Annotated in this window: 21 protein-coding genes and 1 riboswitch; of the genes, 16 read left to right on the forward strand and 5 right to left on the reverse strand. The window is 36.4% G+C overall.

What is annotated here, in order from left to right; translation table 11 throughout:
• Positions 1-16: 16 nt before the first annotated feature.
• The 4 genes from DN389_RS23435 to DN389_RS28545 all read left to right on the forward strand — a co-directional run bounded on the left by DN389_RS23435 (position 17) and on the right by DN389_RS28545 (position 4,121).
• Positions 17-1,210 carry a CamS family sex pheromone protein gene (locus tag DN389_RS23435; protein ID WP_149237660.1) on the forward strand — a complete coding sequence of 398 codons (1,194 nt, stop codon included), beginning with the start codon at positions 17-19 and terminating at the stop codon, positions 1,208-1,210.
• 97 nt (positions 1,211-1,307) lie between these two features.
• Positions 1,308-2,078, forward strand: a complete 771-nt coding sequence (locus DN389_RS23440) for a TSUP family transporter (RefSeq protein WP_149237661.1) — start codon at positions 1,308-1,310, stop codon at positions 2,076-2,078.
• A 153-nt stretch (positions 2,079-2,231) separates the two neighbouring features.
• Positions 2,232-3,779 (forward strand): L-glutamate gamma-semialdehyde dehydrogenase, encoded by a 1,548-nt coding sequence (gene pruA, locus DN389_RS23445; protein WP_000259557.1) that lies wholly within the window; start codon positions 2,232-2,234, stop codon positions 3,777-3,779.
• A 192-nt stretch (positions 3,780-3,971) separates the two neighbouring features.
• Entirely contained in the window at positions 3,972-4,121 is a 150-nt protein-coding gene (locus DN389_RS28545) for a hypothetical protein (protein ID WP_000521654.1), read from the forward strand.
• A 222-nt stretch (positions 4,122-4,343) separates the two neighbouring features.
• Here the strand turns inward: DN389_RS28545 and DN389_RS23450 are convergent, their stop codons facing one another.
• Positions 4,344-4,907, reverse strand: coding sequence for a cysteine hydrolase family protein (locus DN389_RS23450; RefSeq protein ID WP_149237662.1), 564 nt, complete (start codon positions 4,905-4,907; stop codon positions 4,344-4,346).
• 240 nt (positions 4,908-5,147) lie between these two features.
• Positions 5,148-5,254: riboswitch (SAM riboswitch) on the forward strand.
• Positions 5,255-5,377: 123 nt separating this feature from the next.
• On the opposite strand from DN389_RS23450, the gene DN389_RS23455 reads away from it, so the two are divergent.
• Genes DN389_RS23455 through DN389_RS23465 form a run of 3 tightly spaced genes read left to right on the forward strand, consistent with a single transcriptional unit; the run spans position 5,378 to position 7,928 of the window.
• Positions 5,378-6,397 carry a methionine ABC transporter ATP-binding protein gene (locus DN389_RS23455; protein WP_046953719.1) on the forward strand — a complete coding sequence of 340 codons (1,020 nt, stop codon included), beginning with the start codon at positions 5,378-5,380 and terminating at the stop codon, positions 6,395-6,397.
• Positions 6,387-7,052, forward strand: coding sequence for a methionine ABC transporter permease (locus tag DN389_RS23460; RefSeq protein WP_001261880.1), 666 nt, complete (start codon positions 6,387-6,389; stop codon positions 7,050-7,052). Before DN389_RS23455 ends, DN389_RS23460 begins: the two co-directional genes overlap by 11 nt.
• A gap of 21 nt (positions 7,053-7,073) precedes the next feature.
• Complete coding sequence (locus DN389_RS23465) at positions 7,074-7,928, forward strand: MetQ/NlpA family ABC transporter substrate-binding protein (RefSeq protein WP_000721587.1); 855 nt, start codon at positions 7,074-7,076, stop codon at positions 7,926-7,928.
• 167 nt (positions 7,929-8,095) lie between these two features.
• On the opposite strand, the gene DN389_RS23470 is transcribed toward DN389_RS23465, so the two are convergent.
• The 4 genes from DN389_RS23470 to DN389_RS23485 form a co-directional block, all read right to left on the reverse strand.
• Positions 8,096-8,563, reverse strand: a complete 468-nt coding sequence (locus DN389_RS23470; RefSeq protein ID WP_116300149.1) for an HXXEE domain-containing protein — start codon at positions 8,561-8,563, stop codon at positions 8,096-8,098.
• A 61-nt stretch (positions 8,564-8,624) separates the two neighbouring features.
• Positions 8,625-8,816: a DUF3926 domain-containing protein gene (locus DN389_RS23475; RefSeq protein WP_060486871.1), complete on the reverse strand. Its 192-nt coding sequence runs from the start codon at positions 8,814-8,816 to the stop codon at positions 8,625-8,627.
• Positions 8,809-9,990: an ArsA family ATPase gene (locus tag DN389_RS23480; RefSeq protein ID WP_088121170.1), complete on the reverse strand. Its 1,182-nt coding sequence runs from the start codon at positions 9,988-9,990 to the stop codon at positions 8,809-8,811. Before DN389_RS23480 ends, DN389_RS23475 begins: the two co-directional genes overlap by 8 nt.
• Before the next feature lie 75 nt (positions 9,991-10,065).
• Entirely contained in the window at positions 10,066-10,548 is a 483-nt protein-coding gene (locus tag DN389_RS23485) for a MarR family winged helix-turn-helix transcriptional regulator (protein ID WP_046958897.1), read from the reverse strand.
• A 218-nt stretch (positions 10,549-10,766) separates the two neighbouring features.
• Here DN389_RS23485 and DN389_RS23490 point away from each other — a divergent pair, with 218 nt between their 5' ends.
• The 9 genes from DN389_RS23490 (at position 10,767) to gabD (ending at position 21,059) form a co-directional block, all read left to right on the forward strand.
• Positions 10,767-11,003 carry a YiaA/YiaB family inner membrane protein gene (locus DN389_RS23490; protein WP_001254393.1) on the forward strand — a complete coding sequence of 79 codons (237 nt, stop codon included), beginning with the start codon at positions 10,767-10,769 and terminating at the stop codon, positions 11,001-11,003.
• A gap of 141 nt (positions 11,004-11,144) precedes the next feature.
• Positions 11,145-11,435 carry an Asp-tRNA(Asn)/Glu-tRNA(Gln) amidotransferase subunit GatC gene (gene gatC, locus DN389_RS23495; protein ID WP_000086999.1) on the forward strand — a complete coding sequence of 97 codons (291 nt, stop codon included), beginning with the start codon at positions 11,145-11,147 and terminating at the stop codon, positions 11,433-11,435.
• 15 nt (positions 11,436-11,450) lie between these two features.
• Complete coding sequence (gene gatA, locus DN389_RS23500) at positions 11,451-12,908, forward strand: Asp-tRNA(Asn)/Glu-tRNA(Gln) amidotransferase subunit GatA (RefSeq protein WP_098190596.1); 1,458 nt, start codon at positions 11,451-11,453, stop codon at positions 12,906-12,908.
• 14 nt (positions 12,909-12,922) lie between these two features.
• Positions 12,923-14,350, forward strand: coding sequence for an Asp-tRNA(Asn)/Glu-tRNA(Gln) amidotransferase subunit GatB (gene gatB / locus DN389_RS23505; RefSeq protein ID WP_001047688.1), 1,428 nt, complete (start codon positions 12,923-12,925; stop codon positions 14,348-14,350).
• Positions 14,351-14,823: 473 nt separating this feature from the next.
• Positions 14,824-15,729, forward strand: coding sequence for a diacylglycerol kinase (locus tag DN389_RS23510; RefSeq protein ID WP_000977670.1), 906 nt, complete (start codon positions 14,824-14,826; stop codon positions 15,727-15,729).
• A 137-nt stretch (positions 15,730-15,866) separates the two neighbouring features.
• A complete protein-coding gene (locus DN389_RS23515; RefSeq protein ID WP_098190595.1) occupies positions 15,867-16,613 on the forward strand; it encodes an HAD family hydrolase in 747 nt (248 codons plus the stop codon).
• A gap of 154 nt (positions 16,614-16,767) precedes the next feature.
• Complete coding sequence (gene gabT / locus DN389_RS23520) at positions 16,768-18,132, forward strand: 4-aminobutyrate--2-oxoglutarate transaminase (RefSeq protein ID WP_088121232.1); 1,365 nt, start codon at positions 16,768-16,770, stop codon at positions 18,130-18,132.
• A 115-nt stretch (positions 18,133-18,247) separates the two neighbouring features.
• Positions 18,248-19,615 (forward strand): sigma-54 interaction domain-containing protein, encoded by a 1,368-nt coding sequence (locus DN389_RS23525; protein ID WP_088080304.1) that lies wholly within the window; start codon positions 18,248-18,250, stop codon positions 19,613-19,615.
• Positions 19,608-21,059: an NADP-dependent succinate-semialdehyde dehydrogenase gene (gabD, locus tag DN389_RS23530; RefSeq protein ID WP_149237663.1), complete on the forward strand. Its 1,452-nt coding sequence runs from the start codon at positions 19,608-19,610 to the stop codon at positions 21,057-21,059. The genes DN389_RS23525 and gabD overlap by 8 nt, the downstream gene beginning before the upstream one ends.
• Positions 21,060-21,074: the final 15 nt, after the last annotated feature.

Raw genomic sequence — 21,074 nt, forward strand, 5'->3', positions numbered from 1 at the left:
GAGGTGCAAACTTACCATGAAAAAAATAGCATTAGCGGTATTAAGCCTTGGCCTACTCGTAAGTGGGTGTAGTGCAGGTGCCGATAAAGATGAAAAAGTGGTTGAGAAATCGGGGAAAGCAAAAGAGAAAGCAATCGTTCCGAAGTACGCTATTTCGGATGAATACTATAAGGCGACTATTCCATTTCAAGCAGGAGCTGCACGTGGTTTAGTTGTACAAGGAGTAAGTAATCGTCTTGATATAGATGAATTTGAAACAGGATTAATGCGTATTGCAAAAGAATCCTTTAGTACGAAAGATCATTTCTTTAAAGGTGGAAGTACTCTAGATACTCAAAATGTGCAGATGCTTGTTAAAAGAAAGCGTACAGATGCTGAACAAAAGGAACTAGAGGACAAATTAAAAAAAGATGCAGTTAAATTTCCAAACATTGGGTTAAACCCAGCGTTAGGTGGAGGATCTGAATCATTAGAGGAAAAGAATAAAAAAAATCCAATATATATTTCAAATATTTTAGAGCATGATTATTATGTGAAAAAAGGCGAATCAGATGAGCGCCAAGGCATTGTAATTGGTTTAGCGATGAACTCGGTTCATTATTACGAGGAAGAGCATGGTTATCCGCGTGAGGCTAAAATTGAGCAAGAAAAAATGGTAGCTGAAGGGAAAAAAATGGCGCAAGAAGTCTTGAAATTTATGCATCAAAAACAGCCTGAAACAAAAAACCTTCCGATAACATTTGCAATTTATCGTCAGGCTCCAAAGGCTTCACTCGTGCCAGGTAACTTTGTTTCTTATGCGAATGTTGAAAAAGGCAGTGAAACGGTTGAGGATTGGAAACAAATTAATGAGAAATATTATTTGTTCCCATCTGAACAAGCGAAAACAGATAATAAACGTGAAGATCTGGCGAGAGTATCGAACTTTAAATCAAAACTAAGCGATTATTTCCAAGGCGACTATACAGCTGTTATCGGTACTGGTATGTATAGAGATGATGAATTAAGAGAAATAAAGCTTGATATTCCTGTCCAGTTTAATGGGAAAGCAGAAATAATTGGTTTTACACAATATGTAGCTGGGCTTGTTATGGAATACTTCCCGAATTATATGAAAGTACAAGTAACGATTAAATCTGTAGAACGCCCAGAAGCGATTATTATACGTGAAGCAAAGCAAGATGAACCATTTGTGAAAATTTTAGATTAAATAGGAGGGCTGTTCCTTTATGGAACGGCTTTTTTTCTTGAGGAATTTTGTTATAATTTAAAATGTTATAAATAATGGGGGGTAAGGGGTAAAGCACATGGACGAATTAAGTTTTCAAGTCATTATTTTATTAATTGCATTCGGCCTTTTAGCAGCTTTTATTGATTCAGTTGTTGGCGGTGGAGGATTAATTTCGCTTCCAGCACTTATGTTTGTTGGTTTACCACCAGCTTCGGCAATTGCAACGAATAAATTAGCTGCAACGATGGGGACGTTTACGAGTGCAGTTTATTTTATTCGATCAGGAAAGGTCGATTTTAAAATTGTAGGAAAGTTAATCCCGTTAACTGTTATAGGAGCGGTCGCAGGCGCTTTAGTAGTAAAGTTTATTCCGCCAGATATTTTACGTCCGTTAGTGCTTGTGATGTTGGTGTTTATTGCCATTTATATTATTGCAAAAAAGGATTGGGGAAGTGTATCTACCTATAAGAAGATGACGAAAAGAAAAACATTAATATTTTTCTTTGTTATTTTAATGATAGGGTTTTACGATGGATTTTTTGGACCAGGGACAGGATCCTTTTTAATTTTTGCATTTTTATTAGTTGGTTTGGATTTTATTCAGGCGGCAGCATCTGGAAAACTTTTGAACTTTGTTAGTAATATCGTATCTTTAATTACTTTTTTATTTTTAGACGTAATTCATTTTGAATACGGTATTATTATGGGATTGTCGATGATTTTTGGCGCTTATTTTGGATCGAAGTTTGCAGTCCAAAAAGGTGTTGGATATGTAAGAACTTTATTTTTGTTAGTAACTATTTTATTGATTGGAAAAAACATTTTGGAATATACTCATATTTTGTAGAGTTATACGTATGTATAACTCTATTTTTTTATTATATTTTAAAAATTAATTAATTTTTAAAATATAAGTCTAGGAATATTTGAATAAATCTAAATTATCGTGTAGAATAATGTTGTAAAATGTAAACGTTTTTCTAAGGGGAGGCTAAAAAGAATGGTAGTAGCATACAAACATGAGCCATTTACAGATTTTTCAGTGGAGGCTAACAAATTAGCGTTTGAAGAAGGTTTAAAGAAAGTAGAATCTTATCTTGGACAAGACTATCCATTAATTATTGGGGGAGAAAAAATCACTACAGAAGACAAAATTGTTTCTGTAAACCCTGCAAATAAAGAGGAACTTGTTGGTCGCGTTTCAAAAGCAAGCCGTGAGTTAGCTGAAAAAGCAATGCAAGTAGCGGATGAAACATTCCAAACTTGGAGAAAATCAAAGCCAGAAATGCGTGCAGACATTTTATTCCGTGCTGCAGCAATCGTTCGTCGCAGAAAGCATGAATTCTCTGCTATTCTTGTAAAAGAAGCAGGTAAACCGTGGAATGAGGCAGATGCTGATACAGCAGAAGCAATCGACTTTATGGAATATTATGGTCGTCAAATGTTAAAATTAAAAGACGGAATTCCAGTAGAAAGCCGTCCAATTGAATATAATCGTTTCTCTTACATTCCATTAGGAGTAGGTGTTATCATTTCTCCTTGGAACTTCCCATTCGCAATTATGGCAGGTATGACAACAGCTGCTTTAGTTTCTGGTAACACAGTATTACTAAAACCAGCTAGTACAACTCCTGTAGTAGCAGCGAAATTCATGGAAGTATTAGAAGAAGCTGGCTTACCAGCTGGCGTAGTAAACTTCGTTCCAGGTAATGGTTCTGAAGTTGGTGACTACTTAGTAGATCACCCTCGTACACGTTTCGTGAGCTTCACTGGATCTCGTGATGTAGGTATCCGTATTTATGAGCGTGCAGCGAAAGTAAACCCAGGCCAAATTTGGTTAAAACGCGTTATCGCTGAAATGGGTGGTAAAGATACAATCGTTGTTGATAAAGAAGCAGATCTTGAATTAGCAGCTAAATCTATCGTAGCATCAGCATTCGGATTCTCAGGACAAAAATGTTCTGCATGTTCTCGTGCAGTAATCCATGAAGATGTATACGATCACGTATTAAATCGTGCAGTTGAATTAACGAAAGAATTAACAGTTGCTAACCCAGCTGTATTAGGTACAAACATGGGTCCTGTTAATGACCAAGCTGCATTCGATAAAGTGATGAGCTATGTTGCAATTGGTAAAGAAGAAGGTAGAATCTTAACAGGTGGCGAAGGAGACGATTCTAAAGGCTGGTTCATCCAACCAACAATCGTTGCTGATGTTGCAGAAGATGCTCGCTTAATGAAAGAAGAAATCTTCGGACCAGTAGTAGCATTCTGCAAAGCAAAAGACTTTGATCATGCACTTGCAATTGCAAACAATACAGAATACGGTTTAACAGGTGCGGTTGTTACTAATAACCGTGACCATATTGAAAAAGCACGTGAAGAATTCCACGTGGGTAACTTATACTTCAACCGTGGATGTACTGGTGCAATCGTAGGTTACCAACCATTCGGTGGCTTTAACATGTCTGGTACAGACTCTAAAGCTGGTGGCCCTGACTACTTAGCACTTCACATGCAAGCAAAAACTACTTCTGAAACTTTATAAGAAATAGTAGAAGAGATCTTCGCAGACTGCGAAGATCTCTTTTTTTTTTTTTTTTGAAAAAATTTCTATATTTGGATCAAGATAGATCTAAGTAGAAAAACTAATAAAGTAATAAGGTTTACTTCAGTAAATAAGGTATATTATATTTGTTGAATAGATTCTCTTTAAAGACAAGAAAAGTAGGTGAACAAAGTGGGAAAATATCAATTGGATTACAAAAGTCAGGTATCTGTGGCAAAGTTTCATGAAAAACAGACGCCTGCCAAATTTGATAAAAAGCAGCAAATTGAAAAATTGCGTGCGGAGTATTTGAAAAAGAAGCAAAAACAAACAGATAAATAATATGTTACGTTTTTGATAGGAGAAACTAGTTCTAATTACCATTTGGTAATTAGAACTAGCTAAATCCTATTCATATCGGGATAAACATGTAAATAGAAACAAAACAACGAGAAAAGTTGACTTATTAGTCATATTTTTTAGTATTCATTTTAAGGATTTCCTGTATAATACAATTTGAAAGAAAATCTATGGTTTGACAAGAAACACTCTTTTCGGTTTTGCTCACTGAAGGGAGTGTTTTTTTGTAGCCACAAACTCCTCTGTACTCATTACAGTTGCATATACTCCATTTAAACTAGCCAAAATTGTGTTATGAATATAAACGGCTGGTATAGTAGCATTCTTAAAAGAAAGATCTTTTGTAGCACAAGCATCATGTATAACGGTACATGGAAAGCCGAAATCAAAAGCAGCCCTTACGGTAGCATCAATACACATATGAATCATCATCCCGCATATGACGACGTGCTCAATGTCTAAACGTTGTAATTGTTCTAGAAGATCAGTTTCGCGAAAACTATTTGGATAATGTTTGAGTATAACGGTTTCTTCTCTAAGTGGACGTACGCTTTCATGAATATGTACACCTTCTGTATTGGGTAGGAAAAAAGTAGCGTCATCTTTTATTGCTACATGTTGGATATGAAAAATAGGTTCGTTTTTCGTTCTAAAGAGTTGTAGCAGCTGACTAGCATATTCGCTTGCTTCTACTGGATTACGCAATTCCATCTTTCCATGTGGAAAATAATCATTTTGAATGTCAACGAGTAAAAGAGCTGTTTTCATATATTTATCTTCCTCCGATTTCATATTCAAATAATGGTATTCAATTTATAGAGAGGATTCTCCTTTTAAAAAATATGAAGGAGGAGAATTTAACATAACTTTAAAAATCATTATTGTATGTGATTTTTTATTTGAAAATTTTAATAAATAAATAATTAATATTTTTCTAAAAAATGTATTGACTCTTATTATTCTGAGTTCTATAATGAGAATTAATTAAACGACAATTAAATCGATACATTCTTATCCAGAGAGGTGGAGGGACTGGCCCTACGATACCTCAGCAACGGGTTTTTTAATACCGTGCTAACTCCAGCAAGCCTTATAAAAGGCTTGGAAGATGAGAAGATGTGACCGAGTACATATAAGTGCTCTCCTTCTTATCTTTATGGTTGATAAGAAGGAGAGCACTTTTTATTTTACCTCGAAAGCTCTACTTCAAGTTTTTACAGCATATAGGAGGGGAAAAAATGATTTCTTTTAACAACGTAAGTAAAGTATATGAATCAGGTGGGCAATCTGTTCATGCGGTGGAGGATGTAACATTATCAGTTGAGAAGGGCGAAATTTTTGGCATTATCGGTTTTAGTGGCGCTGGAAAGAGTACGTTATTACGCCTAGTAAATATGTTAGAGAGACCAACGGCAGGAACGATTTCAATAGATGATAAAGATATTACATCACTATCGACGAAAGAATTACGGAAGCTAAGACAAAGAATCGGGATGATTTTTCAAAGTTTTAATTTATTTAATTCAAGAACAGTGTTTGGGAATATTGCTTATCCATTAAGGTTAGCGAAAGTACCAAAAAATGAGATAAAAGAAAGAGTAAATGAACTGCTAAAGTTTGTAGGATTAGAAGATAAAGCAAACTATTATCCAGAGCAACTATCAGGCGGACAAAAGCAGCGTGTTGGCATTGCAAGAGCACTTGCAACATCGCCAGACATTCTTATATGTGATGAGGCAACATCAGCTTTAGATCCAGAAACAACGACAGAAATTTTGAACTTATTAAAGAAAGTAAATCGAGAATACAATGTAACAATTCTTCTTATTACACATGAAATGCATGTTGTGAAAGAAATTTGTCACCGTGTAGCTGTAATGGAGAAGGGAAAGGTTATTGAAGAAGGAAAACTGTTTGATGTTTTCACACAACCAAAAACAAAGACAACTCAAAACTTTGTACGCTCCATTATTAATGATCATTTACCGGAAAGTGTTCTAGGGAAAATTCAAAATGGTGGACAGATTTATCGCTTAACATTTACTGGGGAAGAGACAGGGCAGCCGGTACTATCATATATCGCGAAAAACTATAACGTCGATGTAAACGTACTGTATGGAAATATTATTGAACTTCAAAATGTGCTATTTGGAAATCTACTTGTAGAACTACAAGGTGAGCAGAAAGAAATTCAAAAAGCATTACAACATCTAAGACTGCAAGTGCAGCTGAAGGAGGTAGAAGCTCATGCGAGTTGATTGGAGTATATTTTGGCCCCGCATAGTAGATGCGACGGGGGATACCCTCTTAATGGTAATCGTAACCCTTATATTTGCTACAATCCTCGGTATACCTCTAGGTTTACTATTGTATGTAACGAGGAAAGGAAACTTTTTAGAAAATAAATGGGTCTTTTCTATTCTTAATATCATTATTAATACAATTCGTCCGGTTCCATTCATCATCTTCTTAGTAGCTTTAAGTCCACTAACAAGAAGTGTTATCGGAACGACGATTGGAACAGCAGCAGCAATCTTTCCAATGACGTTAGTTGCGTCAATTGGTATTGCTAGAATGGTTGAAACAAATCTTGTTTCAGTTCCAAAGGGAGTCATTGAAGCAGCTCAAGCGATGGGTGCTTCACCATTTAGAATTGTTTTTGAAATTCTTGTGCCAGAAGCGTTAGCGCCATTGATTTTAGGTGTTACGTTTATGACAGTTGGTTTAATTGAATTTTCTGCAGTTGCTGGGCTTGTCGGTGGTGGCGGTCTTGGTGACTTAGCGATGACATATGGTTATCAACGTTTTGATACATCAGTTATGTTCGTAACGGTCGTTTTACTTATTATTCTCGTACAGGTAGCTCAAAATTTAGGAAACTACTTTGCGAAAGTCTTTTTACGCAGATCATAAAAAGGAAGAGGGGAAAAGAAAATGAAGAAAATTTTAGCATTTGCATTATCAGCGATTGTAGGAATTTCAGCGTTAAGCGGCTGCTCAAGTGGAGACACGGGGGCAGGAGCAAAAGAGAAAGTAGTTCGCGTTGGCGTAACCGGAACAGATGGAGACGCTTGGGAAATTTTAAAGAAAAAAGCTGAAAAAGAGGGAATTAAAATTAAACTGGTTGAGTTCTCTGATTACACAACGCCAAATAAAGCGTTAGCTGATGGAGATATTGAACTAAACTCATTCCAGCACGTTGCTTTCTTAGAGCAATTTAAAAAAGAGCATAAGTTAGATATTACAGCTGTCGGTACAACGCAAATTGCACCAATGGGCTTATACTCTGAAAAATATAAGAAGGCAAATGAAATTCCAGATGGTTCAGAAATTGCGATTCCAAATGATCCAACGAACCAAGCTCGTGCATTAAAACTTCTTGATGCAGCTGGATTATTAAAGCTTAAGAAAGACTTTGGCTTATTCGGAGATCCAAGTGGCATTGCTGAAAATCCGAAGAAGTTAAAAATTACACCGGTTATCGCACAGCAAACACCTCGTGTATTAAAAGATGTTGCAGCTTCAGTTATTAATAACGGTGTTGCTGGTCAAGCTGGATTAGATCCAGCGAAGGATCCAATTTTCTTAGAAGATCCAAAGAATGAAAATGCGAAGCCATATATTAATATTTTCGCAGCTCGTACAAAAGATAAAGATGATCCAACACTGAAAAAAGTAATTGAACTATATCATTCAAAAGAAGTAACAGATGCAATTAAGAAAGAAACAAATGATGGTTCCATTTCAGTAGATCTTTCACTTGAGGAGCTTGAAAAAATCGTAAAATAATTATCGGGTTTAACGATTAACAGTAGGAACCCCTCCGCTGTTAGCTCGTTCAACATATAATCTACTTAACAAACAAAACCCTAATTCTGTACCTTCCAATTCTGTATAACGTAGAATCCAATGTTTGTTAAGTAGAGTGATGGACCAGGAGTTTTCCTGGTCTTTTTTTATGAATGAAAGTAGCTAGCGAATAGTAAGGTAATCCAAATTATAAAAGGGTAAGCAAATAAGCTGAAAATGAGTGTAATTATGAATTGTTTTTTATGAATGAGGTGTTTTTCGAATGAAAAAAAGAAAATAGAAAAAATCATAATGAAAACGGCTGATATTACGCCAGGATTATATGAACGATAAATGAAAAACAAAATAATATGTTGAACAGAGTTGAAGAATATCGCCCCCTGTATAAAAATAATCCAGTATATAGAAGACAAGAAGTTTAGTTGATATAGAAAGACGATAAGTAAGACAAAGATTGTTAATACGAAAATCGCAATGAAAAATTGTCGGCTTGTTATAAAATGAATTGCAAATTGATTAGCAAGATATTGTGGCATTTGAAAAGATTCTTCAAGGTTATGAACGAAAAATAATAAAGGAATGATCCAGGGTATAATAGTGGAATGTTTTTTCATCAACTTACATCACTCCAATAAAATATAGAAAGCCTAAAAAAGGCCCTCTATACAGGGATAGTTATTCAATTATGATACTTTTTACATTATCCTCATGATGCTCTTGTTCTTTCGGATAAGCAGCTAGCTCCTCTTGCAAAATATTTAGTATTTGCTTAGCTGATTGTTGGATTGGGGGAGGTAACTCTTCTAATATATTCATACCGACTTTTATTTTTGTACGAATTACCTTTCTTAGTAGTTCCTCATGCATGTACTACACCTCCAAACCGAATATTTAGTACATCATCTTCGAATTTAGCTCCTTGAATAGAAAGGTGTGTTAACGTTTTTGGTAATGTGATGTTCCGTTTAACAGAACCAGCACGAATGATAAGCTCATCACCTTTTTGATTTAATGCAAGTTCACTTTTGTTTGAGAAGGGAATGGAGAGAACGAAAATATACTCATCGCCATCTTTTTTTACATATTGAGTGCGACCGTTAAATTTCACTTCCGTAGGAGAAGAATCTGATTTAAATAAAGCATCCCCTACACGCTCTAACATAGACAAACCGACAACCTCTTGTTCAAACATAGGAGCTTCGTAAATAGGAAGTGGATCAAAACTATTTTGAATTAATGTTTTATATTTCTTTTGGGTATCTTTCCAAGCTTGAAAATAAGAATCGGTGACAGCGTTAGGGATGACGCGGTTGATCATAATGGCATCTACGTTATAATCGTATAAGTTTAAATACGTAAAGCTACGCTGAGCTTCTTTAATGACCATCTTTTCAGGGTTTACAACGATGCGGATACTTGCTATGTCTCGGTTTGATAAAATATCTCTCATTTCTCCAAGTTGTTCAAGTGTATTCGTTAATTCGTCCATAATATCATCGGTTGGAAGGGGGACACCAAGAAGTGGTTGAGCTACAGGACGAACAACTTTTAAAACTTTTCTTTTAATAGGAAATAATTTTTCCATCCACCAGCCGAGCATGTCTGGAAAGCTGAGCATTGCTAATGTTTCTCCTGTTGGAGCACAATCAATGATAATAACATCATATGTGTTTTGTTTATAATAATCGAGTACGCGAAGTAAGCTAATTAAATCTTCCATACCAGGAAACATCGTTAATTCTTCTGTTGTAATATCATCAGCTGCTTTGGAGGTGAAGAGTAGCGTAATATATTTCTGTAATTTCCCCCAGCCTTTTTCCATCTCATAAATCGTATTAATTTCTTGTGCCCACAAATTTTCACGAATTTCTAATGGCTCAGAAGATAGCTTTATACCAAATGAATCTCCTAAACTATGAGCAGGATCTGTACTCATTACTAATGTTTTTAATCCTTGTTTTGCGCTTTGAAGTGCTGTTGCTGCTGAAATGCTAGTTTTTCCTACGCCGCCTTTACCTGTATATAAAATAATTCTCATTATTCTATCCCCTTTGTTTCGAGTATCGAATATTACGAATGCCGAAATAAAATGTTGAATAAAAACCCAACTAGGGTTTTATTCAATCGGAATGTTTTTCATTTTAGGTGTAGAAACCTTTTCTTCTGTTTTTTGCTGTGACGTAGCGATGTGATTCATGATCTTTTGGAAGATTTGTAGTAAGAATGCCTTTTCTTCTTCTGATAATGCTTCTGTCACTAGGCTAAAGTAATGGGCTGCATTTTGTTTTACTTCTTGGACGAGCGTTACGCCGTTTTCTGTTAAACGAATTAATACAATGCGTCGGTCGTTTTCATCACGGTACCTTTCAATATATCCCTTTTTTACGAGGCGATTTACAACACCTGTCGTTGTACTCATCGGTATATCAAGAAGGTCAGCAATTTTTGTCATTGTAATATCTGTATTTCGCTCCATCCAAAGTAAACAAAATACTTCTGTTTTAGAAAGTGTTAAATCTAGGCTTACCCATTCTTCAGGATAAAAAAGTTTCTTGGCGTTATCTAGCAGTAAGTCTAAAAAATGTTCATATTGCAACAATTATTTCCACTCCCGTATATTTCGAGATTCGTAATATTTGTTTTTATTTTATGCAGAATTGAAATAAATGTCAATAGTTTTGATTGTTTTTTCAGATTAGACAGAAAACTGACTTTGAAATGGTAGATTTATAAATATAAAACTAGAATTTACATAAAAATCCATCATGGTAAATATACTTATCTATAATGGATGCACAGCTAACGAGGGGGAGAACGATGAGAAGACGTAATACGCAAGCGTTCACGTTTTTAGCATGGACTTCATTTGTTTGCGCGCTTTCAGGTATGCTAATTGGAATTTATACGTTAGATGAAACGCTTAGTGTAAAAGGATATTATTTAATTGGAACATTATTTTTAACGATGTCTTGTTTTGTATTACAAAAAACAATTCGTGATAATGAAGAAGATAACGAGAGATTTCCGAAAAATAAACCGTTAGATAAAGAGTAAATCGTAAAGAAAGGCATTCGCCTTTCTTTTTTTATGTAAAAATGCAGTAAGTGCCGTGTGTTGACTTGCTTGAAGTACTGAAAATTTGGTATCATCAATAGTATTGTAGATTGAACGATATATTATGGAGGTGGCCTAGCCGTGTCAAGAATTTCCGTTGAGAATGTAAAGCACGTAGCACATTTAGCACGTCTTGCAATTACTGATCAAGAAGCTGAAAAATTTCAAAAACAACTAGATGCAATTGTTACATTTGCAGAACAGTTAAATGAATTAGATACAACTGATGTAAAACCAACAACTCATGTATTAACTATGAAAAATGTTATGCGTGAAGATGTACCAGAAAAAGGTTTACCAGTTGAAGAAGTATTAAAAAATGCACCGGATCACAAAGATAATCAAATCCGTGTTCCAGCAGTATTAGAATAGAGGAGGGGAATTTCGATGTCATTATTTGATCATTCAGTATCAGAGTTACATAAGAAATTAAACAACAAAGAAATTTCCGTTACGGATTTAGTAGAAGAATCTTACAAACGTATTGCGGATGTTGAAGATGACGTAAAAGCTTTTCTTACATTAGATGAAGAAAACGCACGCGCGAAAGCGAAAGAATTAGACGCAAAAATTGGTGCTGAAGATAATGGTTTATTATTCGGTATGCCAATTGGTGTAAAAGATAACATTGTAACTAACGGTCTTCGTACAACTTGTGCGAGCAAAATGTTAGCAAACTTTGATCCAATTTATGATGCAACAGTTGTGCAAAAGCTAAAAGCTGCTGACACAGTTACAATCGGTAAGTTAAATATGGACGAGTTCGCAATGGGTTCTTCAAATGAAAACTCAGGTTTCTACGCTACGAAAAATCCATGGAACTTAGATTACGTTCCAGGCGGATCTAGTGGTGGTTCTGCAGCAGCTGTAGCAGCAGGAGAAGTATTATTCTCTCTAGGTTCTGATACGGGTGGTTCTATCCGTCAGCCAGCTGCATATTGCGGCGTTGTAGGTTTAAAACCAACTTACGGACGCGTATCTCGTTACGGATTAGTGGCATTCGCATCTTCACTTGACCAAATCGGACCGATTACACGTACAGTAGAAGATAATGCATATTTATTACAAGCTATTTCAGGTATTGACCGTATGGATGCAACTTCTGCTAACGTTGAAGTAGGAAACTACTTAGCTGGTTTAACAGGCGACGTTAAAGGTTTACGCATTGCTGTACCGAAAGAATACTTAGGAGAAGGTGTTGGCGAAGAAGCTCGTGAGTCAGTACTAGCTGCTTTAAAAGTATTAGAAGGTATGGGCGCAACTTGGGAGGAAGTATCTCTTCCACACTCTAAATACGCTCTAGCAACGTATTACTTATTATCTTCTTCTGAAGCATCTGCTAACCTTTCACGCTTTGATGGCGTACGTTACGGTGTTCGTTCTGATAATGTAAATAATTTATTAGACCTTTACAAAAACACACGTAGTGAAGGTTTTGGTGATGAAGTAAAACGTCGTATTATGCTTGGTACATTTGCACTTAGCTCTGGTTACTATGATGCATACTACAAGAAAGCACAACAAGTACGTACATTAATTAAAAACGACTTTGAAAATGTATTTGCTAACTACGATGTTATTATTGGACCAACAACGCCAACTCCGGCATTTAAAGTGGGCGAAAAAGTTGATGATCCAATGACAATGTATGCAAATGACATTTTAACAATCCCAGTAAACTTAGCGGGTGTTCCAGCGATTTCTGTTCCATGTGGATTCGGTGCTAACAACATGCCACTTGGTCTACAAATCATTGGTAAACACTTCGATGAAGCGACAATTTACCGCGTTGCACATGCGTTTGAGCAAGCAACAGACTATCATACAAAAAAAGCAAGTCTGTAAGGAGGCGAGCATAGATGAATTTAGAAACAATTATTGGTTTAGAGGTTCACGTTGAGTTAAAAACAAATTCGAAAATTTTCTCTGCGAGTCCAACAGAATTCGGAGCGGAGCCAAATACACAAACAAGTGTAATTGACTTAGGATACCCAGGGGTACTTCCTACTTTAAATAAAGAAGCAGTTAACTTTGCAATGAAAGCTGCAATGGCATTAAACTGTGAAATCGCAACGGAAACGAAGTTCGACCGTAAAAATTATTTCTACCCAGATAATCCGAAAGCTTACCAAATTTCTCAATTCGATAAGCCAATTGGTGAAAATGGTTGGATTGAAATTGAAGTAGACGGTAAAAAGAAACGTATCGGTATTACACGTCTTCATTTAGAAGAAGATGCTGGTAAATCAACGCATACAGCTGATGGTTCATTAGTAGACTACAACCGTCAAGGTATGCCTTTAATCGAGATCGTATCTGAGCCAGATATGCGTACGCCAGAAGAAGCATATGCATACTTAGAGAAGTTAAAATCAATCATTCAATACACTGGCGTATCTGATTGTAAGATGGAAGAAGGTTCCTTGCGTTGTGATGCGAACATTTCCCTTCGTCCAGTTGGACAAGAGAAGTTCGGTACAAAAGCGGAACTGAAAAACTTAAACTCATTCACTTACGTACAAAAAGGTCTTGAGCACGAGCAAGTGCGCCAAGAGAAAGAATTGTTATCTGGTGGTATCATCCAACAAGAAACACGTCGTTATGATGAAGCAACGAAGAAAACAATCTTAATGCGTGTGAAAGAGGGATCTGACGATTACCGTTACTTCCCAGAGCCAGACTTAGTTGAACTTTACATCGATGATGAGTGGAAAGAAGAAATTCGTGCTTCGATTCCAGAACTTCCAGATGCACGTAAAGCTCGCTACGTTGCAGAAATTGGCTTGCCAGCTTATGATGCACACGTATTAACATTAACGAAAGAGATGTCTGATTTCTTTGAAGCAGCAATTGAAGATGGAGCAGATGCGAAACTAACATCAAACTGGTTAATGGGTGAAGTGCTTGCATACTTAAACAAACAACAAAAAGAATTAAAAGACGTTGCATTAACGCCTGCTGGTTTATCTAAAATGGTTCAATTAATTGAAAAAGGTACAATTTCTTCTAAAATCGCGAAGAAAGTATTTAACGAATTAATTGAAAAAGGTGGAGACCCAGAAGAAATCGTTAAAGCGAAAGGTCTTGTTCAAATTTCTGACGAAGGTACACTTCGTAAAGTTGTAACAGAAATTCTTGATAATAATGAGCAATCTATCGAAGACTTTAAAAACGGTAAAGACCGTGCAATTGGCTTCTTAGTTGGTCAAATTATGAAAGCTACAAAAGGACAAGCAAATCCACCGCTTGTTAACAAAATCTTACTTGAAGAGATTAATAAGCGATAATAGTAATAACTTGTAAAGATTAAGCAGAAAAACACCCGTACATGGGTGTTTTTCTAGGTTAATCAAACGTTTGTTTAAATGAGAGAGAATCGTTTAAACAAACGTTTGATTAACTGTCAAAAGTGTAAAAATGTTTGTATAGCAACTATGGTATGATAGTTGCAAAAAGGTGGGAATAATGATAAATCTAGACATAGAGGTTTTTTTTTTCATCTCATGAAATAATAGATAATTATTATTCGTTATATGTAAATTGTTGTGAGGAAATAGATGGACATAAATTTTTTGTCAAATAAAACAAAACCATTGAAATGAATATTTATTTTTGATGGACTACACGAATCGGGTTCTTACTGCCTGTTTGAGCGAGATAAAAGAAGGATAGGAAGATGAGAGGAGGTAGGCATGGGAATACTGAATAGAAGTTCGGTATGTTCTTTTTCAATATATAAAGAAATTTCCTGTGCTAATAAATGATGAAGCGAGCAAGAATTATTTATAATCCTACTTCTGGGCGTGAGCTATTTAAGAAGAGCTTACCGGAAGTATTACAAAAATTAGAACAAGCTGGATATGAAGCGTCTTGTCATGCGACAACTGGTCCTGGAGATGCGACTGTGGCAGCGAGGCAAGCTGCGGATCGTAAGTTTGATGTTGTTATCGCAGCTGGTGGTGATGGTACATTAAATGAAGTGGTGAACGGCTTAGTAGGACATGAACATCGTCCGAAGTTTGGAATTATTCCAGTTGGAACGACAAATGATTTTGCGCGTGCGATCGGTGTACCTCGTGCTATTGAAGAGGCTGCGGATATTATTTGTGAAGGGAAAACAGTTCCGTTAGATCTTGGTAGAGCGAATGATACATATTTCATTAATATCGCTGGTGGCGGCCGTATTACAGAATTAACATATGAAGTGCCAAGCAAGCTAAAGACGGTATTAGGCCAACTTGCTTACTATTTAAAAGGAATCGAAATGTTACCGTCATTACATCCAACATATGTTGAAATTGAGTATGATGGGAAATTACTACAAGAAGAAATTACGATGTTTTTAATTACGAATACTCGTTCAGTGGGCGGCTTTGAAAAGGTAGCACCATATGCATCGATTAACGATGGATTATTTGATTTATTAGTACTGAAAAAAGGTTCTATTGCTGACTTAATTAAAGCAGCAACACAAGCGCAGCGTGGTGAACATATTAACAATCCAAAAGTACTATACACACAAGCAAATCGAATTAAAGTGCATTCACCAGATAAACTAATGATTAACTTAGACGGTGAATACGGTGGAGATGCACCGATGGAATTCGAAAATATATATCATTGTCTTGAACTATTTGTTCCTGAACAACAAGAGGGTGCCCTGTAAAGGCATCCTTTTTATTATATAGAGGAATTGTAAATTGGAAATTAGTTTGATTTTTATGGTATTTTTACAATTCGTTTATTTTATATCCATACTTTATTGATACACTAGAGGAGATAAGAAACGAGAGGTAGGATGCTATGGAGAAGGTAAAGGCAATACTATTTGATAAAGATGGGACATTAATGGATTTTCATTCAATTTGGATAAAAGTAGCTGAAGAGCTTGTCGCTGAATGTATAAAATTATATCAACTCCCACAGTCAATGCAGCAGGCTTTATTAAAAGAAATCGGTGTGGATGGGGCATTTGTTCATCCTCGTAGTGCAATAGCTGCTGGAACAAGCCTCGATGTAGCAAAGGGGCTTTGTAAGTATATTACGTCATCTAAGGAAGAGGAAATGCATGAGTGGGTAAGTGGAAAATTATTTTCTCTTATGTATGAACACCGCTCCTATATGAAAATGACGGCGGATTTACCGAGGATTTTACAAGGTTTAAAGGATAGAGGATTTATTTTAGGTGTTGTGACAGCTGATGATTTTGCACCAACAGAATTATTTTTGAAACAATATCAATTAGAGTCCTTTTTTGATTATGTTGTAGCTTCAGATACATTTCCGGCACAAAAACCAGATAAAAGAATTGTAGAATCGTTTTGTGAGAAGTTTCATTTAGAAGCATGTGAAGTAGCCGTCGTTGGAGATACACCAACTGATTTATATTTAGCGAGAAATGGTGGCAATTGCTATGCAATTGGAGTACTGTCTGGTACAGGAGATCGTCAAACGTTAGAACCACTTGCAGATTTAGTAGTACAATCTGTTGGGGAGTTTATTTCTCATTCGGGTGAGTTGATTTGGGAACAAGGAAAGTCTAATGTGTAAGGAAAATAAGTCTATAAGGACTCTTAAAGAGTCTTTATAGACTTATTTTTTATGTCGACATAGAAGGTATGCAGGATGAATGCTGGGAAAGAACGTTGGCATACATTTTGCAATGAAAAGAGAAAATAATGTAAAGAAAAGGATGGGGTACGTAATGAACACAAAAAAATTTGCTAAAGTAAATGAACAAATTCCTGGACCGAAAGCAGCGTCTTTATTAGAACGCCGCCAAAATATAGTACCAAAAGGAGTAAGTAACGGCATCCCAACGTTTGTACAATCTGCAAATGGTGCTCTTGTAACAGATGTTGATGGCAATCAGTACATTGATTTCGCGGGAGCAATCGGAACAATTAACGTAGGACATTGTCATCCAGCTGTTAAAGAAGCGCTCCATAAACAAGTAGATCAATACATTCATACTGGATTTAATGTCATGATGTATGAGCCATATATTGAATTAGCAGAAAAACTTGCGGCATTAGCACCAGGAAGTTTTGATAAGCAAGTACTATTTTTAAATAGTGGTGCAGAAGCGGTTGAAAACGCAGTGAAAATTGCTCGTAAATATACAAAAAGACCTGGTATTATTGCATTTTCTAAAGGATTCCATGGGCGTACATTAATGACAATGACGATGACAAGTAAAGTAAAGCCATATAAATTTGGATTTGGCCCATTCGCTCCAGAAGTATATAAAGCGCCGTTTCCGTACGAATATCGCCGTCCAGAAGGATTAACGGAAGAGCAGTACGATGACTTTATTATTGAAGAGTTTAAGAATTTCTTCATATCAGAAGTAGCACCAGAAACAATTGCAGCCGTTGTAATGGAACCTGTTCAAGGGGAAGGCGGATTTATCGTTCCAAGTAAGAAGTTTGTGCAAGAAGTACGCAATATTTGTTCAGAACACGGCATCTTATTTGTAGCTGATGAAATTCAAACAGGATTTAGCCGTACAGGAAAATACTTTGCCATTGATCATTATGATGTCGTTCCAGATTTAATTACGGTATCTAAATCATTAGGTGCTGGTGTACCAATTAGTGGCGTTATTGGGCGCAAGGAAATTATGAATGAGTCTGCGCCAGGAGAGCTGGGTGGAACTTATGCAGGAAGCCCACTAGGATGTGCAGCAGCATTAGCAGTGCTTGATGTAATAGAAAAAGAGAATTTAAATGATAGAGCGATAGAATTAGGAAAAGTTGTAATGAATCGATTCGAAGAGATGAAAAATAAATATAATTGCATCGGTGATGTGCGTGGTTTAGGAGCAATGTGTGCATTCGAGCTTGTTCAAGATCGGAAGACGAAAGCACCTGATAAAACGTTAACAGCTAATTTGTGCGCAGAGGCAAATAAACGCGGATTACTCCTACTATCAGCAGGGACATACGGTAATGTTATTCGTGTATTAATGCCATTAGTTATTACAGATGAGCAACTTGAAGAAGGATTAACAATAATTGAAGAATCATTGCAAGTCTGTTATGAGAAAGCAAATACTGCTCGTGTTTAAAAGCTAAATAATAAATCGCAAACATTCTAGCTAACTCTATATAAAATGCAGAAAATTCACTTTATAATAAAGGTAGTGAAGTGAATCGATGGATTAGAAGTTAGGGGTGGCTAGGATGGTTGGAGAAAAGGAACGAGTGTTGATGGATTTACAAGATGTATTTGAATATGCGTTTGACGAAATTTTTGTGACTGACGAAAAGGGAATCGTTGTGCGTGTAAATAGTACATGTGAAAGGCACTATCAACTGGCTGCTAAAGAGTTGGTAGGTAAGCATGTGAAAGAATTGCAGAAGGATGGTATCTTTTATCCATCGGCAACGTTAGAAGTAATTGAAAAAAAGAGACCGATTGAACTCGTTCAAACGACAAAATCAGGAGAGTATTTACACGTTCGTACAAGGCCTGTTTTTGATAATGAGGGAAATTTAAGAAGAGTAATTAGTTATTCTCGTGATCTTACAGAGCTCTACCAATTACGTCAAAAGGTAGAGGAAATGGATAATCAGTTAAAAACATATAAAAAAGAATTAAGAGAAACATATGAACATGAAGGACTTATTTTTAAAAGTATCGCTATGCAAAAAATAGTCGAGACAATCAAGAAAATATCCGTGGTAGATAGTACAGTTCTCGTTTTAGGTGAGACAGGAGTAGGGAAGAGTCGATTAGTACGTCATTTACATGAAGTGAGTAACAGGAAGAATGAAAGTTTCTATGAAATTAATTGTGCGGCATTGCCAACGAATTTAATTGAATCAGAGCTTTTTGGATACTCAGGTGGATCTTTTACAGGTGCAAATCGTGAAGGAAAAAAGGGATTATTAGAATCAGCTCATAAAGGAACTCTTTTCTTAGATGAAATTGGCGAAATGCCACTTGAAATTCAAGCGAAACTTTTGCAAGTGTTGCAAGAAAAAACGTTTCGTCCTATTGGCGGAAGAGAATTAAAAAAAGTGGATGTTAGAATTGTAGCGGCAACAAATCGAGATTTAAGTATGATGGTGAAACAAGGAATATTCCGGAAAGATTTATATTATCGTCTGAATGTCATTCCAATTTTAATTCCGCCACTCAGGGAAAGAACCGAAGACATTTTGCCGCTCATTTATCATTATTTACAGCACTTTAACGAGAAATATGGCCGGAATGTAAAATTAGCACCTAGCACATTACAAATGTTTGTTGGTTACCCGTGGGAAGGAAATAATAGAGAAATTGAAAATGTGATTGAGAGAATTGTTATAACTGCTGATGATATCGTTACGATAGAAGATTTGCCAATAGCGATGCAAGAATCAACGGTTGAACAGTCCGGTCAAAGTCTCTATAAAATGTTAGAAGAAGTAGAACGGAATATTATTTTGAAAGCATATAAAACATATGGATCGAGTTATAAAGTAGCGGAGTTTTTAAAAATAAGTCAATCTGCTGCCACTAGGAAGATAAAGAAACTTATAGAGGAGGAAGAAAACAGTGGATAAAAAAGCGACGTTTGTAAATGTAGAGAAAAAGGCGATGTATATAAATGGTGAGTGGATTACATTGCAAGAACAAATCGAAGTAAATAATCCAGCAACGAAGGAAATATTTGCGACGGTACCAAAGGGCGGGGTAACAGAGGCAAAGCAAGCTGTTGATGCTGCTCATGAAGCTTTTAAATCATGGTCTAAGTTAACAGCGGCAGACCGTGCAGTGAAGTTAAAAAAATGGTTCACACTTATCGATGGAAATAAAGAAGAGATTGCAGCGATTATGACGAGGGAACAAGGAAAGCCGTTTGCAGAAGCACTTGGTGAAGTGAATTATGCAAATAGCTTTGTTGAATGGTATGCAGAAGAAGGAAAACGCGTATACGGTGAAATGATTCCTGCTTCTCATCCAAATAAACGTATTTTAGTTATGAAGCAACCAGTTGGGGTTATGGCAGCTATTACACCTTGGAATTTCCCGGCTGCTATGATTACGAGAAAGGTAGCCCCGGCGCTTGCAGCAGGATGTACAGCAGTTGTAAAACCTGCAAGTCAAACGCCATTAACTGCGTTGAAATTAGCTGAATTAGCTCATGAAGCGGGCATTCCAAAAGGCGTAATAAATATTGTAACAGGCAGTGCGAAAGCAATTGCTGATACGTGGATGGAAGATGGACGTGTTCGAAAAGTTTCCTTTACAGGATCAACTGAGATTGGGAAAGAATTAATGGCTAGTGCTGCACAAACGATGAAAAAGGTTTCACTTGAGTTAGGTGGTCACGCGCCGTTTATTGTTATGAATGATGCGGACTTAGATAAAGCTGTAGAGGCGGTAATCGGTTCGAAATTCCGTAACGCAGGACAAACGTGTATATGTACAAACCGAGTATTTGTTCAGGAAGAAGTGTATGAAGTATTTGCAGAGAAGTTTCAAAAGGCAGTAGGGCAGTTAAAAGTAGGAGACGGTTTCGGTGATGGAACGACTGTAGGACCACTTATTGACGAGAATGCAGTTTCGAAAGTACAGGAACATATTGAAGATGCTATTCAAAAGGGTGGAACAGTTTTATTTGGTGGTCAAAAGGTTGCAGAGCTAGATGGACACTTTATGCAACCAACTGTAATTGGATTGGCGAACGATACGATGCTTTGTATGAATGAAGAAACATTCGGACCAGTAGCACCAGTTGCGAAATTTAAAACGGTTGAAGAAGTAATCGAACGTGCAAATAATACACCATATGGCTTAGCTGCTTATATTTTCACAAAAGATATTAGTCAAGCATTCCAAGTTAGCGAGGCATTAGAGTACGGTATTATCGGATTAAATGATGGACTTCCATCAGTTGCACAAGCACCGTTTGGTGGCTTTAAAGAAAGTGGTATTGGCCGTGAAGGAGGGCATTTCGGTATCGAGGAATATTTAGAAATTAAATATATTTCATTAGGACTATAAGTAGTATACTAGAAT

Source organism: Bacillus sp. AY3-1 (assembly GCF_008368785.1).
Taxonomy (GTDB): Bacteria; Bacillota; Bacilli; order Bacillales; family Bacillaceae_G; genus Bacillus_A; species Bacillus_A wiedmannii.

What these genes read in the sequence shown, in the direction of transcription:
- DN389_RS23470 (WP_116300149.1), bottom strand. Translation starts at nt 8,563, where the DNA reads ATGAAAAAACATTCCACTATTATACCCTGGATCATTCCTTTATTATTT.
- gabT (WP_088121232.1), top strand. Translation starts at nt 16,768, where the DNA reads ATGAACACAAAAAAATTTGCTAAAGTAAATGAACAAATTCCTGGACCG.
- pruA (WP_000259557.1), top strand. Translation starts at nt 2,232, where the DNA reads ATGGTAGTAGCATACAAACATGAGCCATTTACAGATTTTTCAGTGGAG.
- DN389_RS23475 (WP_060486871.1), bottom strand. Translation starts at nt 8,816, where the DNA reads ATGCATGAGGAACTACTAAGAAAGGTAATTCGTACAAAAATAAAAGTC.
- gatB (WP_001047688.1), top strand. Translation starts at nt 12,923, where the DNA reads ATGAATTTAGAAACAATTATTGGTTTAGAGGTTCACGTTGAGTTAAAA.
- DN389_RS23435 (WP_149237660.1), top strand. Translation starts at nt 17, where the DNA reads ATGAAAAAAATAGCATTAGCGGTATTAAGCCTTGGCCTACTCGTAAGT.
- DN389_RS23510 (WP_000977670.1), top strand. Translation starts at nt 14,824, where the DNA reads ATGATGAAGCGAGCAAGAATTATTTATAATCCTACTTCTGGGCGTGAG.
- gatA (WP_098190596.1), top strand. Translation starts at nt 11,451, where the DNA reads ATGTCATTATTTGATCATTCAGTATCAGAGTTACATAAGAAATTAAAC.
- DN389_RS23440 (WP_149237661.1), top strand. Translation starts at nt 1,308, where the DNA reads ATGGACGAATTAAGTTTTCAAGTCATTATTTTATTAATTGCATTCGGC.
- DN389_RS23455 (WP_046953719.1), top strand. Translation starts at nt 5,378, where the DNA reads ATGATTTCTTTTAACAACGTAAGTAAAGTATATGAATCAGGTGGGCAA.
- DN389_RS23525 (WP_088080304.1), top strand. Translation starts at nt 18,248, where the DNA reads ATGGTTGGAGAAAAGGAACGAGTGTTGATGGATTTACAAGATGTATTT.
- DN389_RS23515 (WP_098190595.1), top strand. Translation starts at nt 15,867, where the DNA reads ATGGAGAAGGTAAAGGCAATACTATTTGATAAAGATGGGACATTAATG.
- DN389_RS23465 (WP_000721587.1), top strand. Translation starts at nt 7,074, where the DNA reads ATGAAGAAAATTTTAGCATTTGCATTATCAGCGATTGTAGGAATTTCA.
- DN389_RS23460 (WP_001261880.1), top strand. Translation starts at nt 6,387, where the DNA reads ATGCGAGTTGATTGGAGTATATTTTGGCCCCGCATAGTAGATGCGACG.
- DN389_RS23450 (WP_149237662.1), bottom strand. Translation starts at nt 4,907, where the DNA reads ATGAAAACAGCTCTTTTACTCGTTGACATTCAAAATGATTATTTTCCA.
- DN389_RS23490 (WP_001254393.1), top strand. Translation starts at nt 10,767, where the DNA reads ATGAGAAGACGTAATACGCAAGCGTTCACGTTTTTAGCATGGACTTCA.